Annotated in this window: 19 protein-coding genes and 2 tRNA genes; 8 read left to right on the top strand and 13 right to left on the bottom strand. The window is 71.0% G+C overall.

Annotated features, from left to right (window positions below; all coding sequences use genetic code 11):
• Positions 1-12 precede the first annotated feature (12 nt).
• The 6 genes from ACZ561_RS31370 to ACZ561_RS31345 all read right to left on the bottom strand — a co-directional run bounded on the left by ACZ561_RS31370 (position 13) and on the right by ACZ561_RS31345 (position 5705).
• Positions 13-1311: an HD-GYP domain-containing protein gene (locus ACZ561_RS31370; protein WP_471001413.1), complete on the bottom strand. Its 1299-nt coding sequence runs from the start codon at positions 1309-1311 to the stop codon at positions 13-15.
• Positions 1308-2885 carry an HD domain-containing phosphohydrolase gene (locus tag ACZ561_RS31365; RefSeq protein ID WP_471001511.1) on the bottom strand — a complete coding sequence of 526 codons (1578 nt, stop codon included), beginning with the start codon at positions 2883-2885 and terminating at the stop codon, positions 1308-1310. The genes ACZ561_RS31370 and ACZ561_RS31365 overlap by 4 nt, the downstream gene beginning before the upstream one ends.
• A 143-nt stretch (positions 2886-3028) precedes the next feature.
• On the bottom strand, positions 3029-3334 hold the full coding sequence (rsrA, locus tag ACZ561_RS31360) for a mycothiol system anti-sigma-R factor (protein ID WP_376441382.1): 306 nt from the start codon (positions 3332-3334) through the stop codon (positions 3029-3031).
• Positions 3331-3987: a sigma-70 family RNA polymerase sigma factor gene (locus tag ACZ561_RS31355; RefSeq protein ID WP_055641410.1), complete on the bottom strand. Its 657-nt coding sequence runs from the start codon at positions 3985-3987 to the stop codon at positions 3331-3333. Before ACZ561_RS31355 ends, rsrA begins: the two co-directional genes overlap by 4 nt.
• Positions 3988-4212: 225 nt before the next feature.
• Positions 4213-4851 carry an alpha/beta hydrolase family protein gene (locus tag ACZ561_RS31350; protein ID WP_471001409.1) on the bottom strand — a complete coding sequence of 213 codons (639 nt, stop codon included), beginning with the start codon at positions 4849-4851 and terminating at the stop codon, positions 4213-4215.
• Between the two features lie 38 nt (positions 4852-4889).
• Positions 4890-5705, bottom strand: a complete 816-nt coding sequence (locus tag ACZ561_RS31345) for an SOS response-associated peptidase (protein WP_471001406.1) — start codon at positions 5703-5705, stop codon at positions 4890-4892.
• A 108-nt stretch (positions 5706-5813) separates the two neighbouring features.
• Between ACZ561_RS31345 and ACZ561_RS31340 the strand changes: the two genes are divergently transcribed.
• The 4 genes from ACZ561_RS31340 to ACZ561_RS31325 all read left to right on the top strand — a co-directional run bounded on the left by ACZ561_RS31340 (position 5814) and on the right by ACZ561_RS31325 (position 9290).
• Entirely contained in the window at positions 5814-6500 is a 687-nt protein-coding gene (locus ACZ561_RS31340) for a M50 family metallopeptidase (RefSeq protein ID WP_471001403.1), read from the top strand.
• A 28-nt stretch (positions 6501-6528) separates the two neighbouring features.
• Positions 6529-7857, top strand: coding sequence for a 3-phosphoshikimate 1-carboxyvinyltransferase (gene aroA, locus ACZ561_RS31335; protein ID WP_471001400.1), 1329 nt, complete (start codon positions 6529-6531; stop codon positions 7855-7857).
• A 3-nt stretch (positions 7858-7860) separates the two neighbouring features.
• Positions 7861-8874, top strand: a complete 1014-nt coding sequence (gene rsgA, locus ACZ561_RS31330; RefSeq protein ID WP_471001397.1) for a ribosome small subunit-dependent GTPase A — start codon at positions 7861-7863, stop codon at positions 8872-8874.
• A gap of 92 nt (positions 8875-8966) precedes the next feature.
• Positions 8967-9290: a DMT family transporter gene (locus ACZ561_RS31325; RefSeq protein ID WP_376441362.1), complete on the top strand. Its 324-nt coding sequence runs from the start codon at positions 8967-8969 to the stop codon at positions 9288-9290.
• Here ACZ561_RS31325 and ACZ561_RS31320 read toward each other — a convergent pair.
• Complete coding sequence (locus ACZ561_RS31320; RefSeq protein ID WP_471001394.1) at positions 9182-9844, bottom strand: TetR/AcrR family transcriptional regulator; 663 nt, start codon at positions 9842-9844, stop codon at positions 9182-9184. The genes ACZ561_RS31325 and ACZ561_RS31320 overlap by 109 nt on opposite strands.
• 106 nt (positions 9845-9950) lie before the next feature.
• Here ACZ561_RS31320 and hisN point away from each other — a divergent pair, with 106 nt between their 5' ends.
• The 3 genes from hisN to ACZ561_RS31305 all read left to right on the top strand — a co-directional run bounded on the left by hisN (position 9951) and on the right by ACZ561_RS31305 (position 11978).
• Positions 9951-10751, top strand: a complete 801-nt coding sequence (gene hisN / locus ACZ561_RS31315; protein ID WP_376441356.1) for a histidinol-phosphatase — start codon at positions 9951-9953, stop codon at positions 10749-10751.
• A 169-nt stretch (positions 10752-10920) separates the two neighbouring features.
• A complete protein-coding gene (locus ACZ561_RS31310) occupies positions 10921-11322 on the top strand; it encodes a CBS domain-containing protein (RefSeq protein ID WP_471001391.1) in 402 nt (133 codons plus the stop codon).
• A 236-nt stretch (positions 11323-11558) separates the two neighbouring features.
• On the top strand, positions 11559-11978 hold the full coding sequence (locus tag ACZ561_RS31305; protein ID WP_471001388.1) for a Fur family transcriptional regulator: 420 nt from the start codon (positions 11559-11561) through the stop codon (positions 11976-11978).
• Positions 11979-12105: 127 nt separating this feature from the next.
• Here the strand turns inward: ACZ561_RS31305 and ACZ561_RS31300 are convergent.
• The 4 genes from ACZ561_RS31300 to ACZ561_RS31285 all read right to left on the bottom strand — a co-directional run bounded on the left by ACZ561_RS31300 (position 12106) and on the right by ACZ561_RS31285 (position 17518).
• A tRNA-Met gene (locus ACZ561_RS31300) sits at positions 12106-12179 on the bottom strand.
• Between the two features lie 46 nt (positions 12180-12225).
• Positions 12226-14166, bottom strand: a complete 1941-nt coding sequence (locus tag ACZ561_RS31295; RefSeq protein ID WP_471001385.1) for a tetratricopeptide repeat protein — start codon at positions 14164-14166, stop codon at positions 12226-12228.
• Between the two features lie 205 nt (positions 14167-14371).
• Positions 14372-14445 (bottom strand) — tRNA-Met (locus ACZ561_RS31290).
• A gap of 52 nt (positions 14446-14497) precedes the next feature.
• Positions 14498-17518: a UPF0182 family membrane protein gene (locus ACZ561_RS31285; protein WP_471001382.1), complete on the bottom strand. Its 3021-nt coding sequence runs from the start codon at positions 17516-17518 to the stop codon at positions 14498-14500.
• Positions 17519-17653: 135 nt separating this feature from the next.
• Between ACZ561_RS31285 and ACZ561_RS31280 the strand changes: the two genes are divergently transcribed.
• Positions 17654-18208, top strand: coding sequence for a PPA1309 family protein (locus ACZ561_RS31280; protein ID WP_383563469.1), 555 nt, complete (start codon positions 17654-17656; stop codon positions 18206-18208).
• Between the two features lie 65 nt (positions 18209-18273).
• Here the strand turns inward: ACZ561_RS31280 and ACZ561_RS31275 are convergent, their stop codons facing one another.
• Both ACZ561_RS31275 and ACZ561_RS31270 read right to left on the bottom strand, forming a co-directional pair.
• Entirely contained in the window at positions 18274-19362 is a 1089-nt protein-coding gene (locus ACZ561_RS31275) for a YlbL family protein (protein ID WP_471001379.1), read from the bottom strand.
• Between the two features lie 74 nt (positions 19363-19436).
• Complete coding sequence (locus ACZ561_RS31270; RefSeq protein ID WP_471001376.1) at positions 19437-19667, bottom strand: hypothetical protein; 231 nt, start codon at positions 19665-19667, stop codon at positions 19437-19439.
• Positions 19668-19673: the final 6 nt, after the last annotated feature.

Here is a 19673-nt window from a genome sequence, read left to right as displayed (position 1 = left end):
ATTACCCATGGGTTACCCAGGAGGGACAGGGGTGACGCCGCCCCTTGCCAGGACTCTGGCGAGGGATTCCACGACCTTCGGCTGATGGTCGCGGGCCGTGGACAGGCGGAGCCTTTCGAGGGCGGCGAGCGCCCCGCCGGCGCTGTGGCCCGCGAGGTCGTCGTAGGCGTTGACGGTACGGACGATCCGGGCGGGCAGGGGTTGGTCGCGGTACGGATCGGCCTGCCGTTCCACGACGACGGCCACGGCCGCGGGGACCCCGGTCTGGCGGACGACCGCGCCGCCGAGGAGGGCGATCCGGCGCTGCTCCTCGGCCGGGAGGAGAGCCGTGGCACCCTCCGGGACGGGGTCGACGAGGGAGAGCTGCCCGATGTCGTGCATGAGCGCCGCGTACTCCAGGACGGTCAGCTCGGACCCGGAGAGCCCCAGCTCGCGCCCGACGGCGCCGCTGAGGGCGGCGACGCGGTGGGCGTGGCCGGGCGCGGTGTAGCCGGCGATCTCGGTGGCGCGGGCGAGGGAGGCGATGGTCTGCCGGTTGGTGGTGCGCACGGCCGCGTAGCGCCGGAAGGAGACCTGGGTGAGCAGCAGCGGTACGCAGAAGACGGGCAGCGCCCAGAGCCCCGCGGCGGCCACTCCGAGGGCCATCACGGTGCCGGTGGCGCAGACCGCGGAGCCGATGCCGAGGAGGGCGCGGAGCTCGTCGCGCAGGAGGGGGCCGTACGGGATGGGGGTACTTCCCGTACGCCGCAGGGCGCGACGGGGGAGGGTGCGGGCCCGGAGCATCAGGGCGGCGAGCACGGCGTCGCACAGGGAGGTGAGGACGAGCAGAAGCAGCAGGTAGAGGGCGTAGGAGGGGCCCTGGCCGAGGTAGTGGGTGAGCTCGCCCGAGTTGTAGAGCGGCTGGAAGCAGAGGGCGGCGAAGGCCACCGTGAGAATGCGCCGCTCCAGGTGGTGAAGGCCGGGGCCCTTGCCCCGGGCGATGTGCGGAACGATCCCGGCGAGCCCCGCCGCGACGACGACCGCGATGACCTGGAGCACGCCGTGGGTGGTGGTGCGGCCCCCGCTCTCGCCGAGCAGGGCGTACGCGAGGGCTCCGGCGGCGGCGATCGGCGCGGGTTCCCTGCCCCGGAGCTCGCCGAGCACGGGCGGGGCGCCCCAGCGGGCGAGCTCGCCGAGCGCGATGAGCACGCCGAAGGCGAGGGCGTGACCGGGCTCGTCGATCCCGTACCAGAGCGTGGAGGCGAGTCCGGCGACGGTGAGGACGAGCGCGGTCCCGTGGACCGCGCCGACGGTGACCGCCCCGGGCCTCATGCGCGCCGACCGGGCGGGACGTGGGCCTTCGGCGCAGAGGGGCCCGCGCGGCGGGCCTCGGCGCCGCGGGCGCGAGCGGCCGCGGACGGGACGGCGTCCGCGCGGGGCGCCCGGACGTGGGGAGGAGCGGGGGCGGGGGCGGACGGGTTGCCCGTGCCGGGGCTCCGCGCGGGATCGGGCGGGTCGCCGGCGCCGGAGATCCGCACGGGATCCGGCGGGTCGCCCGCGCCGGAGATCCTCGCCGGCGGAACGCCCGCGCCAGGGAGCGGTGGCTCGTCGGCGGTGACGGCCGTCTGCCAGCCGTGAAGGTCGAGCGCCCGGACCAGGGCCCGTACCATCCGCGGGTCGAAGTGCGTGCCCGCGCACCGCTCCAGTTCCGCCACCGCCGTCCCCACCGGCCGCGCCCTGCTGTAGCACCGGGTCGACGTCATGGCGTCGAAGGCGTCGGCGACCGCCACCACCCGGGCGAACTCCGGGATCTGGGCGCCCCTGAGCCCGTACGGGTAGCCGGTCCCGTCCATCTTCTCGTGGTGGTGCAGGATCGCCGCCCGTGCCTCGCCCAGGAAGCCGATGCCCCGGACCATCTCGTGTCCGTACTCCGGGTGCAGTTCGATGATCCGGCGCTCCTCGGGTGTCAGCGGTCCGTCCTTCGTGAGCACCCGGGTCGGTACGCCGAGCTTGCCGACGTCGTGGAGGATCCCCGCGAAGCGGAGGATCTCCAGGCGCTCCTCCGCCATGCCCAGCTCACGGGCGATCAGCACGGAGGCCCGGCCGACCCGTTCGCTGTGTCCCCGGGTGTACTTGTCCTTGATGTCGACGGCCTGGACCAGGGCGCGGATCGTCGCCTGGTGCGCGGCGCTTTCGCGGTGGTACTGGGCGAAGATCCAGCACGAGATGTACATCGGCAGCAGGACGAAGAGCGCGGCGACGGGGCCGTACGTGCTGCGCCACAGCACCGCCATCATCAGCCCGGCGAGTCCGTGCACGGCGTGCGGGGCGAGGGCGCGGACGAAGAGGCCGCGCCAGGCGGTGCCCGGGGCGAGGCCCTCGGCCGTCGTCCGGATTCCGCCGTCGAGGGCGGTCAGGACCAGGCAGAAGGTGAGCGCGGAGGCCCCGGCCGGCAGCAGGACGTACGGGAAATCGGGGGTGTGCTTCCCGTGGCCGAGGACGTCGTCGCAGCTCAGGACGGCGGCGACCAGGGACGCGGTCCAGACGGCGAGCACGAGCTGACCGGCCCGCCACAGTCGGCGTACGCCGGCCGGCCGCTGCTCGACGCGGGAGAGCAGCGCTCCGGGCAGCGCTGTCAGCGCGGCGGCGGAGGGCGGCAGGAGCAGCGCCGAGGCCAGCAGGACCGGAAAGAACGATCCGGCTCCCAAGGGCACCGAGCCGCCCAGCGCCCGGCCGAGCAGCGGGCAGCGGCCGGGCAGCTCGCACCCGGCGTAGAGGGCGGCGAGCAGCGCGACGGTGCCCCAGGGGGTCTGCGCGCCGGGGTGCAGGGCGGGCAGGACGCACCCGGCGGCGCCGAGGAGGGCGCAGCCGATGTACACCCGTGCCGCTCGCGGAATCGCCATCACGCCCATCACGCCTGTCACGCTAGCGAGTTGGACGGCGCGTGAGGGCGGTCGGCGCACGATTCGCACCATCGGGTGATACAAGCTGATGAACGCCTGAGGGCCGTCGCGATCACCTCGCGACGGCCCTCAGGCGGGATCGGCGGTCACTCCTGGGCGGTCGCCGTGATGTCCATGTCCTGCTCGGGCACCAGCTGGCCGGAGCGGATGAGGTCGATGCGGCCCATCACCTTGGCCCGCAGATCGGTGGGCACGTCGTCACTGCCGCAGCACCGCTTGACGAGCTTCTTCACCGCCTGCTCCAGGCCGTACTTCTCCAGGCACGGGGAGCACTCCTCGAAGTGCACCTCGAACTTGGTGCAGTCACTGTCGGGCATCTCATGGTCGAGGAACTCGTAGAGATGATCCAGGACCTCTGAGCAATCCGTCTCGTGCGGCTCTCCGCAGCTCATGAGCCCGAGCCTTTCAGATCGTTCGACGACTCTCCGGCGCCCGCGGGAACGAGCCCGCGATCACGGGCGTAGTCCTCGAGCATGCCGCGCAACTGGCGGCGGCCCCGGTGCAGTCGGGACATCACCGTACCGATGGGTGTACCCATGATGTCCGCGATCTCCTTGTACGCAAAGCCCTCGACATCCGCGAGATAGACGGCGATGCGGAATTCCTCGGGGATCGCCTGGAGCGCTTCCTTCACGTCGGAGTCCGGCAGGTGGTCGAGGGCCTGGGACTCCGCGGAGCGCAGACCGGTCGACATGTGCGACTCGGCGCGGGCGAGCTGCCAGTCCTCGATCTCCTCGGCGGCGCTGCGCTGGGGCTCACGCTGCTTCTTGCGGTACGAGTTGATGAAGGTGTTGGTCAGAATGCGGTACAGCCACGCCTTCAGATTCGTACCCTCGCGGAACTGGTGGAACGAGCCGTACGCCTTGGCATACGTCTCCTGCACCAGGTCCTCGGCGTCCGCGGGATTGCGCGTCATACGCAGCGCGGCGGAGTACATCTGGTCGAGGAATCCGAGGGCGTCCCGCTCGAAGCGCGCGTTGCGCTCCGCGGTCGTCTCCTCGGGGCCGTCGTCGGTCCCTGTGTCGGTCCCAGTGACCGGACCCACCTCCTCCAACGCTGCGGCGAACCCGAATGCGGACCCGCTCGATTCGGAGGATAGACGAGGAACCGCTCCGCCCGCCGCTCGAATAGGGGCGGCCTTGGGAGCGGGCAGCACTGTCCAGTCGAGGTCAGCGGCCTGCGCGCGCTCGGGGCAGATGGTCGAACCCATGCGACGGACTCCCTCTTCCTTGCTCTCACACCGACATGCGTGACAACCGTGGTCGCACGCTCAACATTCCCGGAGTGACGCGACCCACGAAGTGACTTCTTCGACGATGAGTTCGACGGTCCCGTCCGGTGTGACGGGGGCGCGTTTGGCGACGGCGAAGCTGTGATCGCCGTACGGGACCTCGACGAGTCGGTACGGCCCTTCGGGGAACTCCTCGGGCTTTCCGAAGGAATCGTTGCCGCCCTGGACGACCAGAGTGGGCAGGCCCGTCCCGAGCAGTTCATCGGCCCGGGAACGCTCCGGCCGGCCCGGCGGGTGCAGCGGGAAGCTCAGGGCGAGCACGGCGGCGGCCCCGAGCTCCTTCCCGGTCCGGCAGGCGACCCGGGCGCCGGCGCTGCGACCCCCGGCGATCACCGGGAGGCCGGGCTTCGTGAGCGCGGGCCAGATCCCGCGCCATCCGACGTCCAGGGTCTTCGGCGCGGGTGCCACCTTCTTCCCGGCGACCCGCCACGGCTGCTCGACGAGCGCCACCGTCACCCCCCGCGCCGGCAGCCTCCCGGCGAGGGCCTGGAGGTCCCGCGCCTCGATCCCGCCGCCGGCCCCATGGCTGAGGGCCAGGACCGTCCACGGCTTCTTGCCGGGGTGCCAGGTGATCCGGGCGTCCCCGGCGTCGGTCGTCACGTTCTCGCTCTTGGTCACGCGCCCATCCTGCCGCGCGGGACCGTCCGGGGCGGCGCTCAGAACAGCGTGCCGACCTCCGGGCCCTCCAGCTCGGTCAGGAGCTCCGGGCCGTTGTTGCGGACGTTGCTGACCGCCGTGGCCACCGGGTAGGCCCGCATCAGCCCCTCCGGCGGGGCCGCGAGCATCCCGCGCAGGTCCTCCACGTCCGTGTGCCGAGGGTCCAGCCAGGCGTCCCAGCGGTCCGGGGTCAGCATCAGCGGCATCCGGGGGTGGATGTCCGCGAGCGAGTGGGGACCCTCCTCCGGGGCGACGCCCAGCGGTCCCTTCTCCGCCTCCGTCGTGATCACGGAGCACGTCACCCACCACGCCGACGGGTGGTCGTCGGGCAGCGTGCGGTCGCGCCAGAACTCGTAGAGTCCGGCCATCGCGAAGACCGAGCCGTCCGCCGGGGTCACGAAGTAGGGCTGCTTCCGCGGCCGCTTCTTCTTCCCCTCGACCTCCAGCTCCCGCTCCCCCGAGCCGGTCACCCACTCGTAGTAGCCGTCGGCGGGCAGGATGCACCGCCGCGCGGAGAAGGCCCGCTTGAACGACGGCTTCTCGGCGATCGTCTCCGCCCGCGCGTTGATCATCCTGGCAGCGCCCTCCGGCGACTTCGACCAGGACGGCACCAGGCCCCACTTCAATGTCCGCAGCTGGCGAACCGGGCGTGGTGAATCCGCGTCTTTCAGGGGGCGTTCCAGGACCGCGTAGACCTCCTTGGTCGGGGCCACGTTCCAGTCGGGAGCCAGGGTCTCCTCGGGCTCCCACTTCTCGACCTCGAAGACACCCACCAGGTCCTCGGGCCGACGACTCGCTGCATACCGTCCGCACATACGTGCCACACTGCCACTCCCTCCCGTCTCCCGACCACCACCCCGCAACGACGGTGCTTCGCACCGGCACCAGTCTGATCCGACCCCGCTGAGGAGCCGATCCAGAAAATGAACGAAGTCCTCGGCACGCAGCCCGCCCCGGAAGAGTGGCTGGTGATCGTCACCGGCGTGGCCGCGCTGCTCGTCACGGTCCCCCGCGCGATATGGCGGCTGTCCCGCAACGCCATCACCATCGCCCACGAGGGCGGCCACGGTCTGATCGCCCTCCTCACCGGCCGCCGGCTGCAGTCCATCCGGCTCCACTCGGACACCAGCGGCCTCACGGTCTCCCGCGGCCGCCCGACCGGCATCGGCATGATCCTCACCGCCGCCGCCGGTTACACCGCCGCCCCGCTGCTCGGCCTCGGCGGCGCGTGGCTGCTGGCCGACCACCGGGTCACGCTGCTGCTCTGGCTGGCCACCGCGCTCCTGCTGGCCATGCTGGTGATGGTCCGCAACGCGTACGGGATCTTCACCGTGCTCCTGACCGGCGCCGCGTTCCTCCTGGTCTCCTGGCTGACCGGCCCGGACGTCCAGTCGGCGTTCGCGTACTCGGTCGTCTGGTTCCTGCTCCTCGGCGGCGTCCGGCCGGTCTTCGAGCTCCAGGGCAAGCGGCGCCACGGCGGCGCGCCGGACTCGGACGCCGACCAGCTCGCCCGTCTCACCCATGTCCACCCGGCCCTCTGGCTGTTCTTCTTCCACGCCGTCTCGATCTGTTCCCTGATCGGCGGAGGCCGCTGGCTGCTGGGGCTGTAGTCGGTGCGGGCCCCACTAAAGTGAGGGCATGACCGAAACCTCCTCGCACACCGACCTGCAGACAGACCCCTGGCCCGCCCCGCACGCGAGCGGTCCTGTCGACGCGACCGTCACCGTGCCCGGATCGAAGTCGGTCACCAACCGCGGCCTGGTCCTCGCCGCGCTCGCCGCCGAGCCGGGCTGGCTGCGCCGCCCGCTGCGCTCCCGCGACACGCTGCTGATGGCCGAGGCGCTGCGCACGCTGGGCGTGCGGATCGAGGAGGGCGTGGGCCCGGACGGTACGGGCGAGGCGTGGCGGATCATCCCGGCCGCGCTGCGCGGCCCGGCGACGGTGGACGTCGGCAACGCCGGTACGGTCATGCGCTTCCTGCCGCCGGTCGCGGCCCTCGCCGACGGCCCGGTGCACTTCGACGGCGACGCCCGTTCCCACGAGCGGCCGCTGAACGGCGTGATCGACGCGCTGCGTGTGCTCGGCGCGCGGATCGACGACGACGGGCGTGGCGCGCTGCCGATGACCGTGCACGGCGGCGGGGGGCTGGACGGTGGCCCTGTGGAGATCGACGCCTCCTCGTCCTCGCAGTTCGTCAGCGCGCTGCTGCTCTCCGCGCCGCGCTTCAACCAGGGCGTGGAGGTACGCCACGTCGGCGCGAACCTGCCCTCCATGCCCCACATCCGGATGACCGTCGACATGCTGCGCGTGGTCGGCGCCCAGGTCGACGAGCCGGAGACCGGGGGCGAGCCGAACGTTTGGCGGGTCTCTCCCTCGGCCCTGCTCGGCCGGGACCTGACCGTCGAGCCCGATCTGTCCAACGCCCAGCCGTTCCTGGCCGCGGCCCTGGTCACCGGTGGCCGGGTCACCGTTCCGGACTGGCCGGCGCGAACCACTCAGCCCGGTGACGCGCTGCGCGAGATCTTCACCGAGATGGGTGGCTCCTGCGAGCTGACCGAGGCGGGTCTCACCTTCACCGGCACCGGCCGGATCCACGGCATCGACGTCGACCTGAGCGAGGTCGGCGAGCTGACACCCGGCATCGCGGCGGTCGCGGCACTGGCCGACTCCCCCTCCACCCTGCGCGGCGTCGCCCATCTGCGGCTCCATGAGACGGACCGCCTGGCGGCCCTGACCAAGGAGATCAACGAACTCGGCGGCGATGTGACGGAGACCGAGGACGGTCTGCACATCCGCCCGCGCCCGCTGCACGGCGGTGTGTTCCACACGTACCACGACCACCGCATGGCGACGGCGGGCGCGATCATCGGCCTCGCGGTCGAGGGCGTGGAGATCGAGAACGTGGCGACGACCGCCAAGACCTTGCCCGACTTCCCCAGGATGTGGACCGAAATGCTCGGAGTCTGATCCATGCGGCGCTACGGCAAGCACACCGACGAGGACGACATCCGCCAGCGGCCCAACCGCAAGGGCAACCGTCCCCGTACCAGCATCCGTCCCAAGCACGAGGACGCGGTCGAGGGCATGGTCCTCACCGTGGACCGTGGCCGGCTCACGTGTCTCGTCGACGACCGGGTCGTCATGGCGATGAAGGCCCGCGAGCTGGGCCGCAAGGCCGCGGTCGTCGGCGACCGGGTCTCCCTCGTGGGCGATCTGTCCGGCGAGAAGGACACGCTGGCCCGGATCGTACGGATCGGTGAGCGCAGCTCCGTGCTCCGCCGCACGGCCGACGACGACGATCCGTTCGAGCGCGTGGTCGTGGCCAACGCCGACCAGCTGGCGATCGTCACGGCGCTCGCCGACCCCGAGCCCCGTCCGCGGCTCATCGACCGCTGTCTGGTCGCCGCGTACGACGGTGGACTGACCCCGCTCCTCGTCCTGACGAAGTCGGACCTGGCCAAGCCGGACGAGCTCCTGGAGATGTACGGCGCGCTCGGTGTGCCGCATGTGGTCACCACCCGCGACGAGTTCGTGGACGGGGTCGCCGCCGAGCGGGTGCACGAGCACCTCAAGGGGCGGACCACCGCGTTCGTCGGGCACTCCGGTGTCGGCAAGACGACCCTGGTCAACGCGCTGGTCCCGGCGGACCGGCGGCGGACCACGGGTGTCGTCAACGCGGTGACGGGCCGCGGCAGGCACACCACCACCTCCGCGCTCGCCCTGCCGCTCAACGACAAGGAGGGCGGCTGGGTCATCGACACCCCGGGCGTGCGCTCCTTCGGCCTGAACCACGTCGACCCGTCCCGGGTGATCCTCGCCTTCCCCGATCTCGTACCGGGTACGGAGAACTGTCCGCGCGCCTGCAGCCACGACGAGCCGGACTGCGCGCTGGACACATGGGTGGCCGAGGGGCACGCCGATCCGGCGCGGCTGTATTCACTGCGACGACTGCTCGCGACCAGGGAGCGACGCGAAGGCGACTGAATCGTGCACGTTTGCGGTCGGCTGCTGCTGGTAAGTGCATAATCGCACCAAGTGAGACGAAGCAGTCAGCGACGGCGTGGGAGGCACTGACGATGGCGTGGCTGCTGGTGGTGGTGGCGGGGCTGCTGGAAACGGGCTTCGCCGTCTGCCTGAAGCTCTCGCACGGGTTCACCCGGTTCTGGCCGACCGTCGCCTTCGCCTGCTTCGCCCTCGGGAGCTTCGGACTGCTGACCCTCGCCCTGCGCAAGCTGGATGTGGGCCCCGCGTACGCGGTGTGGACCGGCATCGGCGCGGCCGGGACGGCGATCTACGGCATGGTCTTCCTGGGTGACGTCGTGTCCACCCTGAAGATCGTCTCGATCACGCTGGTGATCGTCGGCGTCGTCGGCCTCCAGCTCTCGGGTTCGGCCCACTGACCGTCCGCCGCGGACGGCCCCGGGGCGACGACGTACGACAGCGCGAGGCGCAGGGCGACCTCGCACGACCGCAGCACGTCCTCACGTCCGCTCCCGGCGAGCGCCGTCGCGGCCCGGTCGCGGGCGAGTCCGAGCAGGTCCGCGGGCGAGGGCACCCCGGCGTCGGCGCGCCGCTGGGCGGGTACGGCGGAGGCGCGGGCACCGGCCCTCGTCGGGCGGGGCGTCGGGAGCCGCTCGCCCCAGGAGCCGGTGAGCAGCGCGCGCAGCACCGGGCGCGCGCCGGCCGCGGCGACGGTCCACTCGGCGACGGCGGCGAGGTTGCGCACGGGCGGGACGGGCCGGGCGAGGACCTGGTCCACGCCCTGGAGGTAGGCGTCCGCCTCGCGCCGTACCAGCGCGCGCGCCAGTCCTTCTTTGCTGCCGAACTCGTTGTAGAGGGTCTGCCGGGAGACTCCCGCGGCGGAGGCCACGTCGACCATCCGGACCGCGGACCAGGGCAGCCCCCCGAGCGCCGCCAGCGCGGCGTTCAGCAGGGCCTCACGGGCAGTAGGCATCGTCGCCTCCCGGCCAGAACGGTACTGCGCACAGAGTTGACGTGTGGCAACGCGCTGTCAAGGACTCCCGTAAGGCCACGTCCCTTCGAGGGATAGAGTTTCGACCATGGCCGATTACCACGACGATCTCCGCCTCGCCCATGTCCTCGCGGATGCCGCCGACGCGGCCACCATGGACCGGTTCAAGGCGCTCGACCTGAAGGTCGAGACCAAGCCGGACATGACGCCGGTCAGCGAGGCGGACAAGGCCGCGGAGGAGCTGATCCGCGGTCAGCTCCAGCGCGCCCGGCCGCGCGACGCGATCCTGGGCGAGGAGTACGGCGTGGAGGGCACGGGCCCGCGCCGCTGGGTGATCGACCCGATCGACGGCACCAAGAACTACGTGCGCGGCGTGCCGGTCTGGGCGACGCTGATCGCGCTGATGGAGGCCGGTGACACCGGCTTCCAGCCGGTGGTGGGCGTGGTCTCGGCTCCGGCGCTCGGCCGCCGCTGGTGGGCGGCGAAGGGAGCGGGCGCGTACACGGGCCGCAGCCTGACGTCGGCGACGCGGATCCAGGTCTCGAAGGTCTCGGAGCTCGGTGACGCCTCCTTCGCGTACTCCTCGTTGAGCGGCTGGGAGGAGCGCGATCGCCTCGACGGCTTCCTCGACCTCACGCGCGCGTGCTGGCGGACACGGGCGTACGGCGACTTCTGGCCGTACATGATGGTCGCCGAGGGCGCGGTGGACATCTGCGCCGAACCCGAGCTGTCCCTCTGGGACATGGCGGCCACGGCGATCGTCGTCCAGGAGGCGGGCGGCACGTTCACCGGCCTCGACGGGCGGCACGGCCCGCACAGCGGCAACGCGGCGGCGTCGAACGGCCTGCTCCACGGCGAGCTGCTGAGCTATCTGAACCAGAAGAGCTGACCCCCGCGCGCGGGGACCGTCTCGCACGCCCCCCGCGCCCCGCGTACTTGGTCACGCCCTCTTGTCGACCCCCTCGACCGATGCCACGCTGAGAGTCCCCCCACTTGTGAACTTGTGAAACCGTTCTCGTTGAAGGCGGGAACGGTTCACGAAGGAGGTGGCTCCCTTCATGCTCGTCCGTGACGCCATGAGCACGGTGGTCCTCACCATCGGCCCCGCCCACACCCTCCGTCAGGCCGCAAGACTGATGTCGGCGCGCCGCGTCGGCGCGGCCGTCGTCCACGACACCGACGCCGGCGGGCTCGGAATCCTCACCGAGCGCGACATCCTCAACTCGATCGGCGCCGACCAGAACCCCGACCACGAGACCGCGAGCTCCCACACCACCACCGACGTCGTCTTCGCCGCACCCACCTGGACCCTGGAGGAGGCGGCCGCCGCCATGACCCACGGCGGATTCCGCCATCTCGTCGTCCTGGACGGACACGGACCCGTGGGCATCGTCTCCGTACGCGACATCATCCGCTGCTGGACCCCGGCACACCGGCACGCGGCGCCCATGGCGAGCTGACACCGGAGCGGGCCGGACCTCCGTACGGAGGTCCGGCCCGCTCCTTCGCCACGACAAGCACCCTCGGCCGCGCAGGGCCTGGACGGCGGCGTCGAGCCGCTTGCCGAGGTCACCGATGGCCTTCAGCCTTGGCCAATGCCGTCGTCGATCCTACGATGGACAATGTCCAAGTCAAGTAGACATCCAAAGTAACACCCGTTCGGGACACCGATTCAGCCACTGTTAGTCTGGTTCTCATGAGTGACCTGTTGGAACGACTGCGCGGCCGCGGCTGGCGAATGACCGCGCAGCGACGCGTCGTGGCCGAGGTCCTCGACGGGGATCATGTGCATCTGACCGCCGACGAGGTCCATGCCCGTGCCGTGGAGCGACTGCCCGAGATCTCCCGGGCGACCGTCTACAACACGCTGGGCGAGATGGTCACCCTCGGTGAGGTCATGGAAGTGGCGACGGACGGCCGTGCCAAGCGGTACGACCCCAACGCCCACCGCCCGCACCAGCACCTGGTCTGCGGGCGTTGCGGTGCCATCCGCGACGTCCACCCCTCCGGCGACCCGCTGGCGGACCTGCCGGACACGGAGCGCTTCGGCTTCACGATCTCGGGCGTCGAGGTCACGTACCGCGGCCTCTGCCCGAACTGCGCCACCACAGCCTGAGACGACCGGACGACGGTCTCGGAGCCCCCACCGGACGGTGGGGGCTCCTTCCGTACCCCTCCGCGTGGGCACGCACGACGAAGGCCCGGATCCAGTGACTGGATCCGGGCCTTCGTTTGCTACTGAGTAGCGGGGACAGGATTTGAACCTGCGACCTCTGGGTTATGAGCCCAGCGAGCTACCGAGCTGCTCCACCCCGCGTCGGTGAACCCAACCTTACGGGACGCCCACGACCAGCGCAAATCACTTAAGCGGTCAGCTCCTGGTGCAGCGCCTCGCTCAGCCGGGCGGCCCGCTCGGCCACCTCCGCCGGGCCGAGCTCGACGGCCTTCGCACACCAGCGCCGGCCCTCCGACAGCTCACCCCGCCGGGCCGCGAGCAGCGCGAGCCGCAGGGCGGCGCGCCCGTGCCCGGCACGGGCGGCGCGGGTCCACCACAGCGCGGCCTCCCGCTCGCTGCCCTCGCGGGCGAGGAGCAGGCCGAGGTTGAAGGCTCCGTTACGACTGCCGGCCTCGGCCGCCTCGCGGTACCAGTGGGCCGCCTCCGTCACGTCGCCGCGCGCCGCGGCGAGCATCCCCACCCGCACCTGGGCGCGCCGGTGGCCCTGCTGAGCGGCCCGCTCGTACCACTCCTCGCACTCGGTCTTCGCCTCCTCGCGCGGCGCCCCGAGCGCGGGCGGGCCGGGGTCCGGCCGGCGCGCGTCGAGGACGGTGGCGAGCCGGAACGCGGCCTCGGCGCTGCCGCCGCCCGCCGCGCACCGCAGATGCCGCTCGGCGGACTGCTCGTCGCCGTCGCGCAGGCCGGCGATGCCGACCTGGAGGGCGGCCTCGGTGTGCCCCGCCGCGGCCGCGCGCTCGTACCAGCTCAGCGCCGTACGGTCGTCGTCGCGACCCGCGTAGAGGATGCCGAGATTGAAGGCGGCATCGACGCTGCCGGCCTCCGCGGCCTTGGAGAACCAGGGCTCGGCGCCGTCCGTGTCCCCGGCCTGGAGGAGGAGCACGGCGAGCGCGTTGGCGGCCTCGCGGTGACCCGCGTAGGCGGCGCGGCGGTACCACTGCTCGGCGTGCTGGACGCGGTCCTGGGCGGCGCAGAGCAGCCCGAGGTTGTACGCCCCGTTCACATCGCCCGCGTCCATGGCGGCGCGGTACCAGCGCTCGGCGGTCTGCTGCTCGCCCCGGGCCGCGTGCAGGGCGCCGAGCGCGTTGGCCGCGTTGCCGTCACCGTCCTGGGCGGCACGCAGCCACCACACGGCGGCGCTCTCCTCGTCGCCGGCGTCGCGCAGCAGGAAGCCGAGCGCGCAGGCGGCCTTGGCCTCGCCCTCCTTGGCGGAGCTCAGGTACCAGCGGCCGGCCTCCTTGAGCTCACCCCGCTTCTCCAGGATCGCCCCGAGGTGCAGCGCGGCCCGTCGGTGTCCGCGCGCGGCGGCCTGCCGGAACCACTGCTCGGCCTCGGCGAGTTCACCGGCGGGCGCACCGGTGGAGCCGGGGTCGCCCTTGACCGAATCGGCCTGCGCGGTGTCGTGGACGAGCGCGTCGCGGGCCGAGAGGCCGGAGGCGGACGGGCCTCGGGTCACCTCCTGGGCGCGCCGCTCCAGGGCGAGGGCGAGTCGGTACGCGGCCTCGCGGTGACCGCGCTCGGCGGCGGCGCGCAGCCAGCGCTCGGCGCCCACGTCGCTGCGGTGCTCCAGGAGGTCGGCGAGCGCGTAGGCACCCAGGGCGTGGCCCTGCTCGGCGGACTGGCGCAGCCAGTACTCCGCGGCGGGCTCGTCTCCGCGCTCGCGGTGGTGGCGGCCGAGCGCGTGGGCGGCGGGCGCGGAGCCCGCGACGGCGGCGACCCGCCACCAGCCCGCGGCCTCTTCGGCGTAGCCACGCTGGTGCAGCAGGACGCCCAGGTTGTTGGCGGCCGCGCGGTCCCCCTCGGCGGTGGCACCCCGCAGATACGGCTCGGCGCCGTCCAGGTCACCGCGGCGCAGCAGCAGCGCGCCGAGCACGCTCATGGACGCGGCGTCGCCGCTCTCGGCGGCACGCCGGTGGCGCGCCTCGGTCTCGGTCTCGTTCTCGGCGGTGGTGTCGATGGCCTCATCGCCGGCCACCACGGCCTCGATGATGTCGTCTGCGGCACTCTTGACATGCCGCTGCACAAACCGCCCTGTCTCCAACAGAGTTGCCCTGTCCCCCATAAATTCCATCGTCGCACCACCCGCAACGCGCGTACACCTGGTATACCGCAGCCAGTGAGGTCACTTCAGCGTTTTGTCGACATGCCCACAGAGAGATAAGTCAAACACGTCTCACCCCAACTCGCCCCATCCCCACCGCGCTTCGCGGCCCCCGCGCCCCCGCCGAGCACGACGAGGGCCCGGATCCTGATGGATCCGGGCCCTCGTCTTTCAGTAGCGGGGACAGGATTTGAACCTGCGACCTCTGGGTTATGAGCCCAGCGAGCTACCGAGCTGCTCCACCCCGCGTCGTTGTGTCTTTAAGGTATCACGACGCGGGGGTAGTGCCTGACCAGGCTGATCAGCCGCTCGATGGGGTCCCGACGGTCGACGGGCTCGGGCTGGTCGACGGTGTCGCCGCCGGCTTCTGCTCTCCCGGCTTCTGTTCCGCCGGCTTCTGCTCTCCCGGCTTCTGTTCCGCCGGCTTCTGGTCGGACGGGGTCAGCTTCGCGCCCGCGTCCGCCGCCTTCTGGAGCGCGTCCTGCAGGGCCTCCTGGGCCTTGCCGTAGGCGGTCCAGTCACCCTTCTGCAGAGCCGCCTCACCGTCGTCGTACGCCTTCTGCGCATCGGCGATGGCCTGCTTCAGCGCGGCGTCGTTCGTGCTCGGCGTCGTCGGCGGCTTCGTGCCCGGCTCCTCCGGCTTCTCGGGCGGCGTAGCGCCCTCCACCCCGAAGACGGCGTTGAGCGCCGCGGTGAGGTTGTCCTCGAACACCGTGGTGTCCTTGGTCGTGTCACCGTCCGGCTGGTCCGCGTCCACGTACGACACCGCGACCTTCTTCAGCAGCGGGTAGTGCGCGTTGCGGCCCTGGGCGTACACCGGCTCGACGTACAGGAATCCGCCGTCGAGCGGCACCGTCAGCAGGTTGCCGTACTGGATGTCGGAGTCGGCACCCTTCATGTCACGGACGAACGTGGCCACCGACGGAAGGCTGTTGAGCTTGTTCTGCACCTGCTCGGGTCCGGGGACCTCGGAGGTGACTCTCAACAGCCTTATGCGGCCGTAGTCCTTGCTGCCCGCGTCGGCGTCGACCGCCATGAAGCCGCCCAGGTTGGGCCGCCCGTTCGGGGTGAACGTCGTCGTCAGCGAGAACCGCTGCTGCTGGTCCCCGGGCATCTTCATGCTCAGGTAGTACGGCGGGACCGCGTTGCCGTCCTTGTTGGTCGGGTCGTTCGGCACCTGCCAGGCGTCCGAGCCGCTGTAGAACTGCGCCGGGTCCTTCACGTGGTACCGGGTGAGCAGCTCGCGCTGGACCTTGAACATGTCCTGCGGGTAGCGCAGGTGCTGCATGAGGTCGGGACTGATCGACTCACGCGGCTGCACCGTGTCCGGGAACGCCTTCATCCACGTCTTGAGGACCGGGTCTTCCTTGTCCCACTGGTACAGCTTGACCGTGCCGTCGTAGGCGTCGACGGTGGCCTTCACCGAGTTGCGGATGTAGTTGACCTGGTTCTGCTGGGCGACCACCGTTCGCTGCTGGTTGCCGACCGTCAGCGCGTCGGCCGTGGACTCGCCCAGCGTGGTGCGCGAGGCGTACGGGTAGCCGTTCGTCGTCGTGTACGCGTCGACGATCCACTGGATCTTGCCGCCGACGACGGCCGGGTAGGCGTCGCCGTCGATGGTCAGCCAGGGTGCGACCGCCTCGACGCGCTCCTTGGGCGTGCGGTTGTAGAGGATCCGCGAGCCCTCGCCGATGGCCCCCGAGTAGAGGATCTGCGGCTCGCTGAACGCGACCGCGTAGGCGGCGCGATTGAAGGTGTTGGAGAGGTTGACCCCGCTCTTGCCCTCGTAGCTGGTGGTCTTCTCGCCGTTCTCCTCGTAGTCCAGCTCCTTCTGCGGGCCGCCGACGATCGAGTACTGATCCGTCTTCTCGCCGTAGTAGATCCGCTGCTGGTACGGGCCGAGCATCCCCGTGGTCGGCAGACCGGCCTCGGTGAAGACCGGGGAGCCGTTGGCGTCCGTCTGCGTGCCCGCCGCCATGATCGCGCCATAGCCGTGGGTGTACGTGAAGTGGTCGTTGATCCAGTTCCGCTTCGGGATGCCCTTGATGTTGAGCTCACGCAGGCCGACGACGGTGTCCTGGCCCTTGTAGCGGTCGACGTCGAGGGTCGTCGGGAACTGGTAGTACTTCCGCTTCTGCTCCAGCTGCTGGAACGTCGGCGAGACGATGTTCGGGTCGATCAACCGATAGCTGGCCGCCGTGTCGGAGTTGGCGCGGAGCTGGTCCTTGGCCTTGACCGTGGACTTGCCCGAGTAGTTCTCCGGCTCGGTGCTGTCGATGTCGTACGCCTTGCGCGTGGCATCGATGTTCTTCTGGATGTACGGCGCTTCCTTGGCCTGCTCGTTCGGCTGGACCTGGAACTTCTGCACGATGGCCGGGTACAGGCCGCCGATCAGGATCGCCGACAGGACCATGAGGCCGAAGCCGATCACCGGCAGCTGCCAGGTGCGGCGCCACAGCGTCGCGAAGAACAGCACGGCGCAGATCGCGGCGATGCAGAAGAGGATCGTCTTCGCCGGCAGGTAGGCGTTGGCGTCGACGTACCGCAGACCCGTCCAGTTTCCGGCCGCCTTGAAGTCGCTGGACTTCACGGCGAGGCCATACCGGTCGAGCCAGTACGCCACGGCCTTCAGCGAGACGAAGACGCCGAGGATCACCGACAGGTGGCCCGTCGCGGCGGCGGTGGCGCGGGCACCGGGGCTGGTGACGCGCAATCCGCCGTACAGGTAGTGCGTCAGCGCGGCGGCGATCAGCGACAGGACGGTGGCGGCGAAGCCGAAGGCCAGCAGGAAGCGGTACCAGGGCAGGTCGAAGGCGTAGAACGACACGTCCAGCTGGAACTGGGGGTCCTTCTGGCCGAACGGAACCCCGTTCACCCACATCAGCCAGGTCCGCCACTGGCCGGAGGCCGAGGCGCCGGCGATCAGGCCCACCAGAGCGGTGATCGCGAGGAGCACCCACTTCTTGTAGGGGGCCAGACCCATCCGGTACCGGTCGAGGCTCTGCTGCTCCAGCGACATCGCGCTCAGCGGCGGCCGCAGTCGGTGCGCCAGCCAGATGTTGAACCCGACGGCGAGCCCCATGAGGAGACCGAAGACGGCGAAGAGGCCGATCTTGGTCCACAGGGTGGTGGTGAACACGGACGAGTACGCGACCGAGCGGTACCAGAGCCAGTCCGTCCAGAACCCGGCGAACATGACGAACGCCATGGCCAGGACGGCCAGCACGCCCAGGGTCATGAGCAGGGTGCGGGCCCGCCGGGACGGCCGACCGACTCTGATCCTTGGCCCGGACGGGCCCCCGCCGCCTCCGCGGTCCGGCATCTGGAAAGCCAACGTGCGCCCCTCGAGGTTGATGCGTCGATAAGCAGGCTCCGCGATCGTAGAGCCCACTGATGCAACTTACTGAGGCTTTACCTAGTTCCCGTCTTCGGGGGCAAAGGAGGCAGGATATGGGTCATGTCCAACGTTTCCTCCTCCGGCACCCCCATGGCCGCGAGCCCCCTCACCCGCGCGGTCCTCGAGATCGACGAGTACGCCTCCGGTCTCGGCTGGGACCGGCCGGCCCGGCTCTTCGCCCTCGTCGACACCGCCCGACTGCGTGCCAAGGAGCCGGGACTCGCCTCCCAGCTCGGTCTCGAAGGCGCGGAAGCCGCCGCCTTCACCCCCATCGAGCAGGAGGAGCTGCCGAAGGGGAAGGCCCTCGACGAGTTCCTCGGCACGATCGCCTGGCCGGACGCCGTGGCCGGCTGCGCGCTGACGGTGGAGCGGCTGATGCTGCCCCCGTCGGCCGAGGCGTCCGTGCCGGACGGCCTGGACGAGGCCGGTCTGGCGAAGTGGGTGGCACGGCACCCGGACCGCCAGGAGGTCCGGATGACCGTGGCCGTCCTCCGTGACGGAGCCCGCGAGGCGGCCATCCGGCTGCGCGAGAAGGACTCCCCGAACGAGGTGCTCACCGGGGCGGACCTGGTGCCGGGGCTCGCGGACGCCCTCGCGGCGACCTTCGAGTCCTGAGGCGTACGTGAAGGGGGCGCCCCGGTCGTCGACCGGGGCGCCCCCTTCACGTACGGGTGCGCGATCTAGCTCTTGGAGCAGCTGGGCAGGCTCTTCGTGTCGCCCTTGCGGAGCTTCTCCAACGACTTCGTCGCGTCGTCGATGGTGTCCACCTTGATGAGCGTGAGACCGTCGGGGATGTCGGAGGCGGCGGCCTCGCAGTTGTCGGCCGGGGTGAGGAAGTACCGGGCGCCCGCGTTGCGCGCGCCGACCAGCTTCATCTCGATACCGCCGATGGGGCCGACCTTGCCCGTCTCGTCGATGGTGCCGGTACCGGCGATGAACTTGCCGTCGGTGAGGCTCTCGGGCGTCAGCTTGTCGACGATGCCGAGGGCGAACATGAGACCGGCGCTGGGACCGCCGACGTCGGCGAGCTTGATGTCGATGGTGAACGGGAAGACGTGGTCGGTACCGGCCTGAATGCCGACGATCGCCCGGTCGCCCTCCTGGGACTTGACCGTGGTGATCGTGACCCTCTCGGTGGTGGTGGGCTCCTTGCCCGCCTTCTCGGCCGCGGCCGCCTCCTTGGCGGGGACGATCGTGAACTCGACCGGATCGCCCGGCTTGCGCTTGGTCACCTGCTTGGCGACGTCACCCGGCTCCTTCACGGCGACGCCGTCGACGGACTTGATGACGTCCCCGGCGTGCAGCTTGCCCTGGGCGGGGCTGTCCTTCACGACGGTGGCGACGACGACCCGGGTGGTCACCGGGATCTTCAACTCGTTGAGGGCCGCGACCTTGGCGCTCTCCTGGGACTGGGAGAACTCCTCGGCGTTCTCCTGGCTCGACTCCTCCTCCGTCTTGCCGTCCGGGTAGAGGGTCTCCTTGGGGACCACGACGTTGTCGTGGGCGAGCCAGCCGTAGACGGCCTCGACCACGTTCATGCGGTAGTCCGCACTGGTGACGCGGACCGTCGTCATGTTGAGATGCCCGTCGGTGGGGTACGTCCGGTGACCCGAGATCTGGAGGACCGGCTCCCCGTCGGCCTCGCCGAGCGTGTTGACCGTCGGACCGGGGCTCATCTCCGCGTACGGCACCGGCACCAGGACGCCCACACAGAGCAGAGTGATCAGGACCAGGGTGGAGGCGAGCATCGTCGCGGTGCGGCGTGGCATGGAACGACAGTACGGGACCGGTCTGTGAGTGCACCTGTGGGGCGGGTCCGTACGAGGCGGCCGGCGGTGGAAGATCAGCCGGAGACGTGGCTACTGCGTACGGTGGACGGCGACGTCGCCGCGGTCATCTGAGGGTCTTCACCTGCGATACCGGAATGGGAACGCTCCATCGCGTCCCGGAACCGTGCGTAGCCCGCGAGCTCGGCCACGTCCCCGATGGTCTTGCTCCTCTGGGCCCAGCTTCCCCATATCGCCGCAACGACGACTGCGAAAAGCGGAATCAGCAACCAGGCAAGCGCTGCCATCCCGAC

Source organism: Streptomyces sp. NPDC039609 (assembly GCF_055596705.1).
This window is presented reverse-complemented; position numbering and strand designations above follow the sequence as displayed.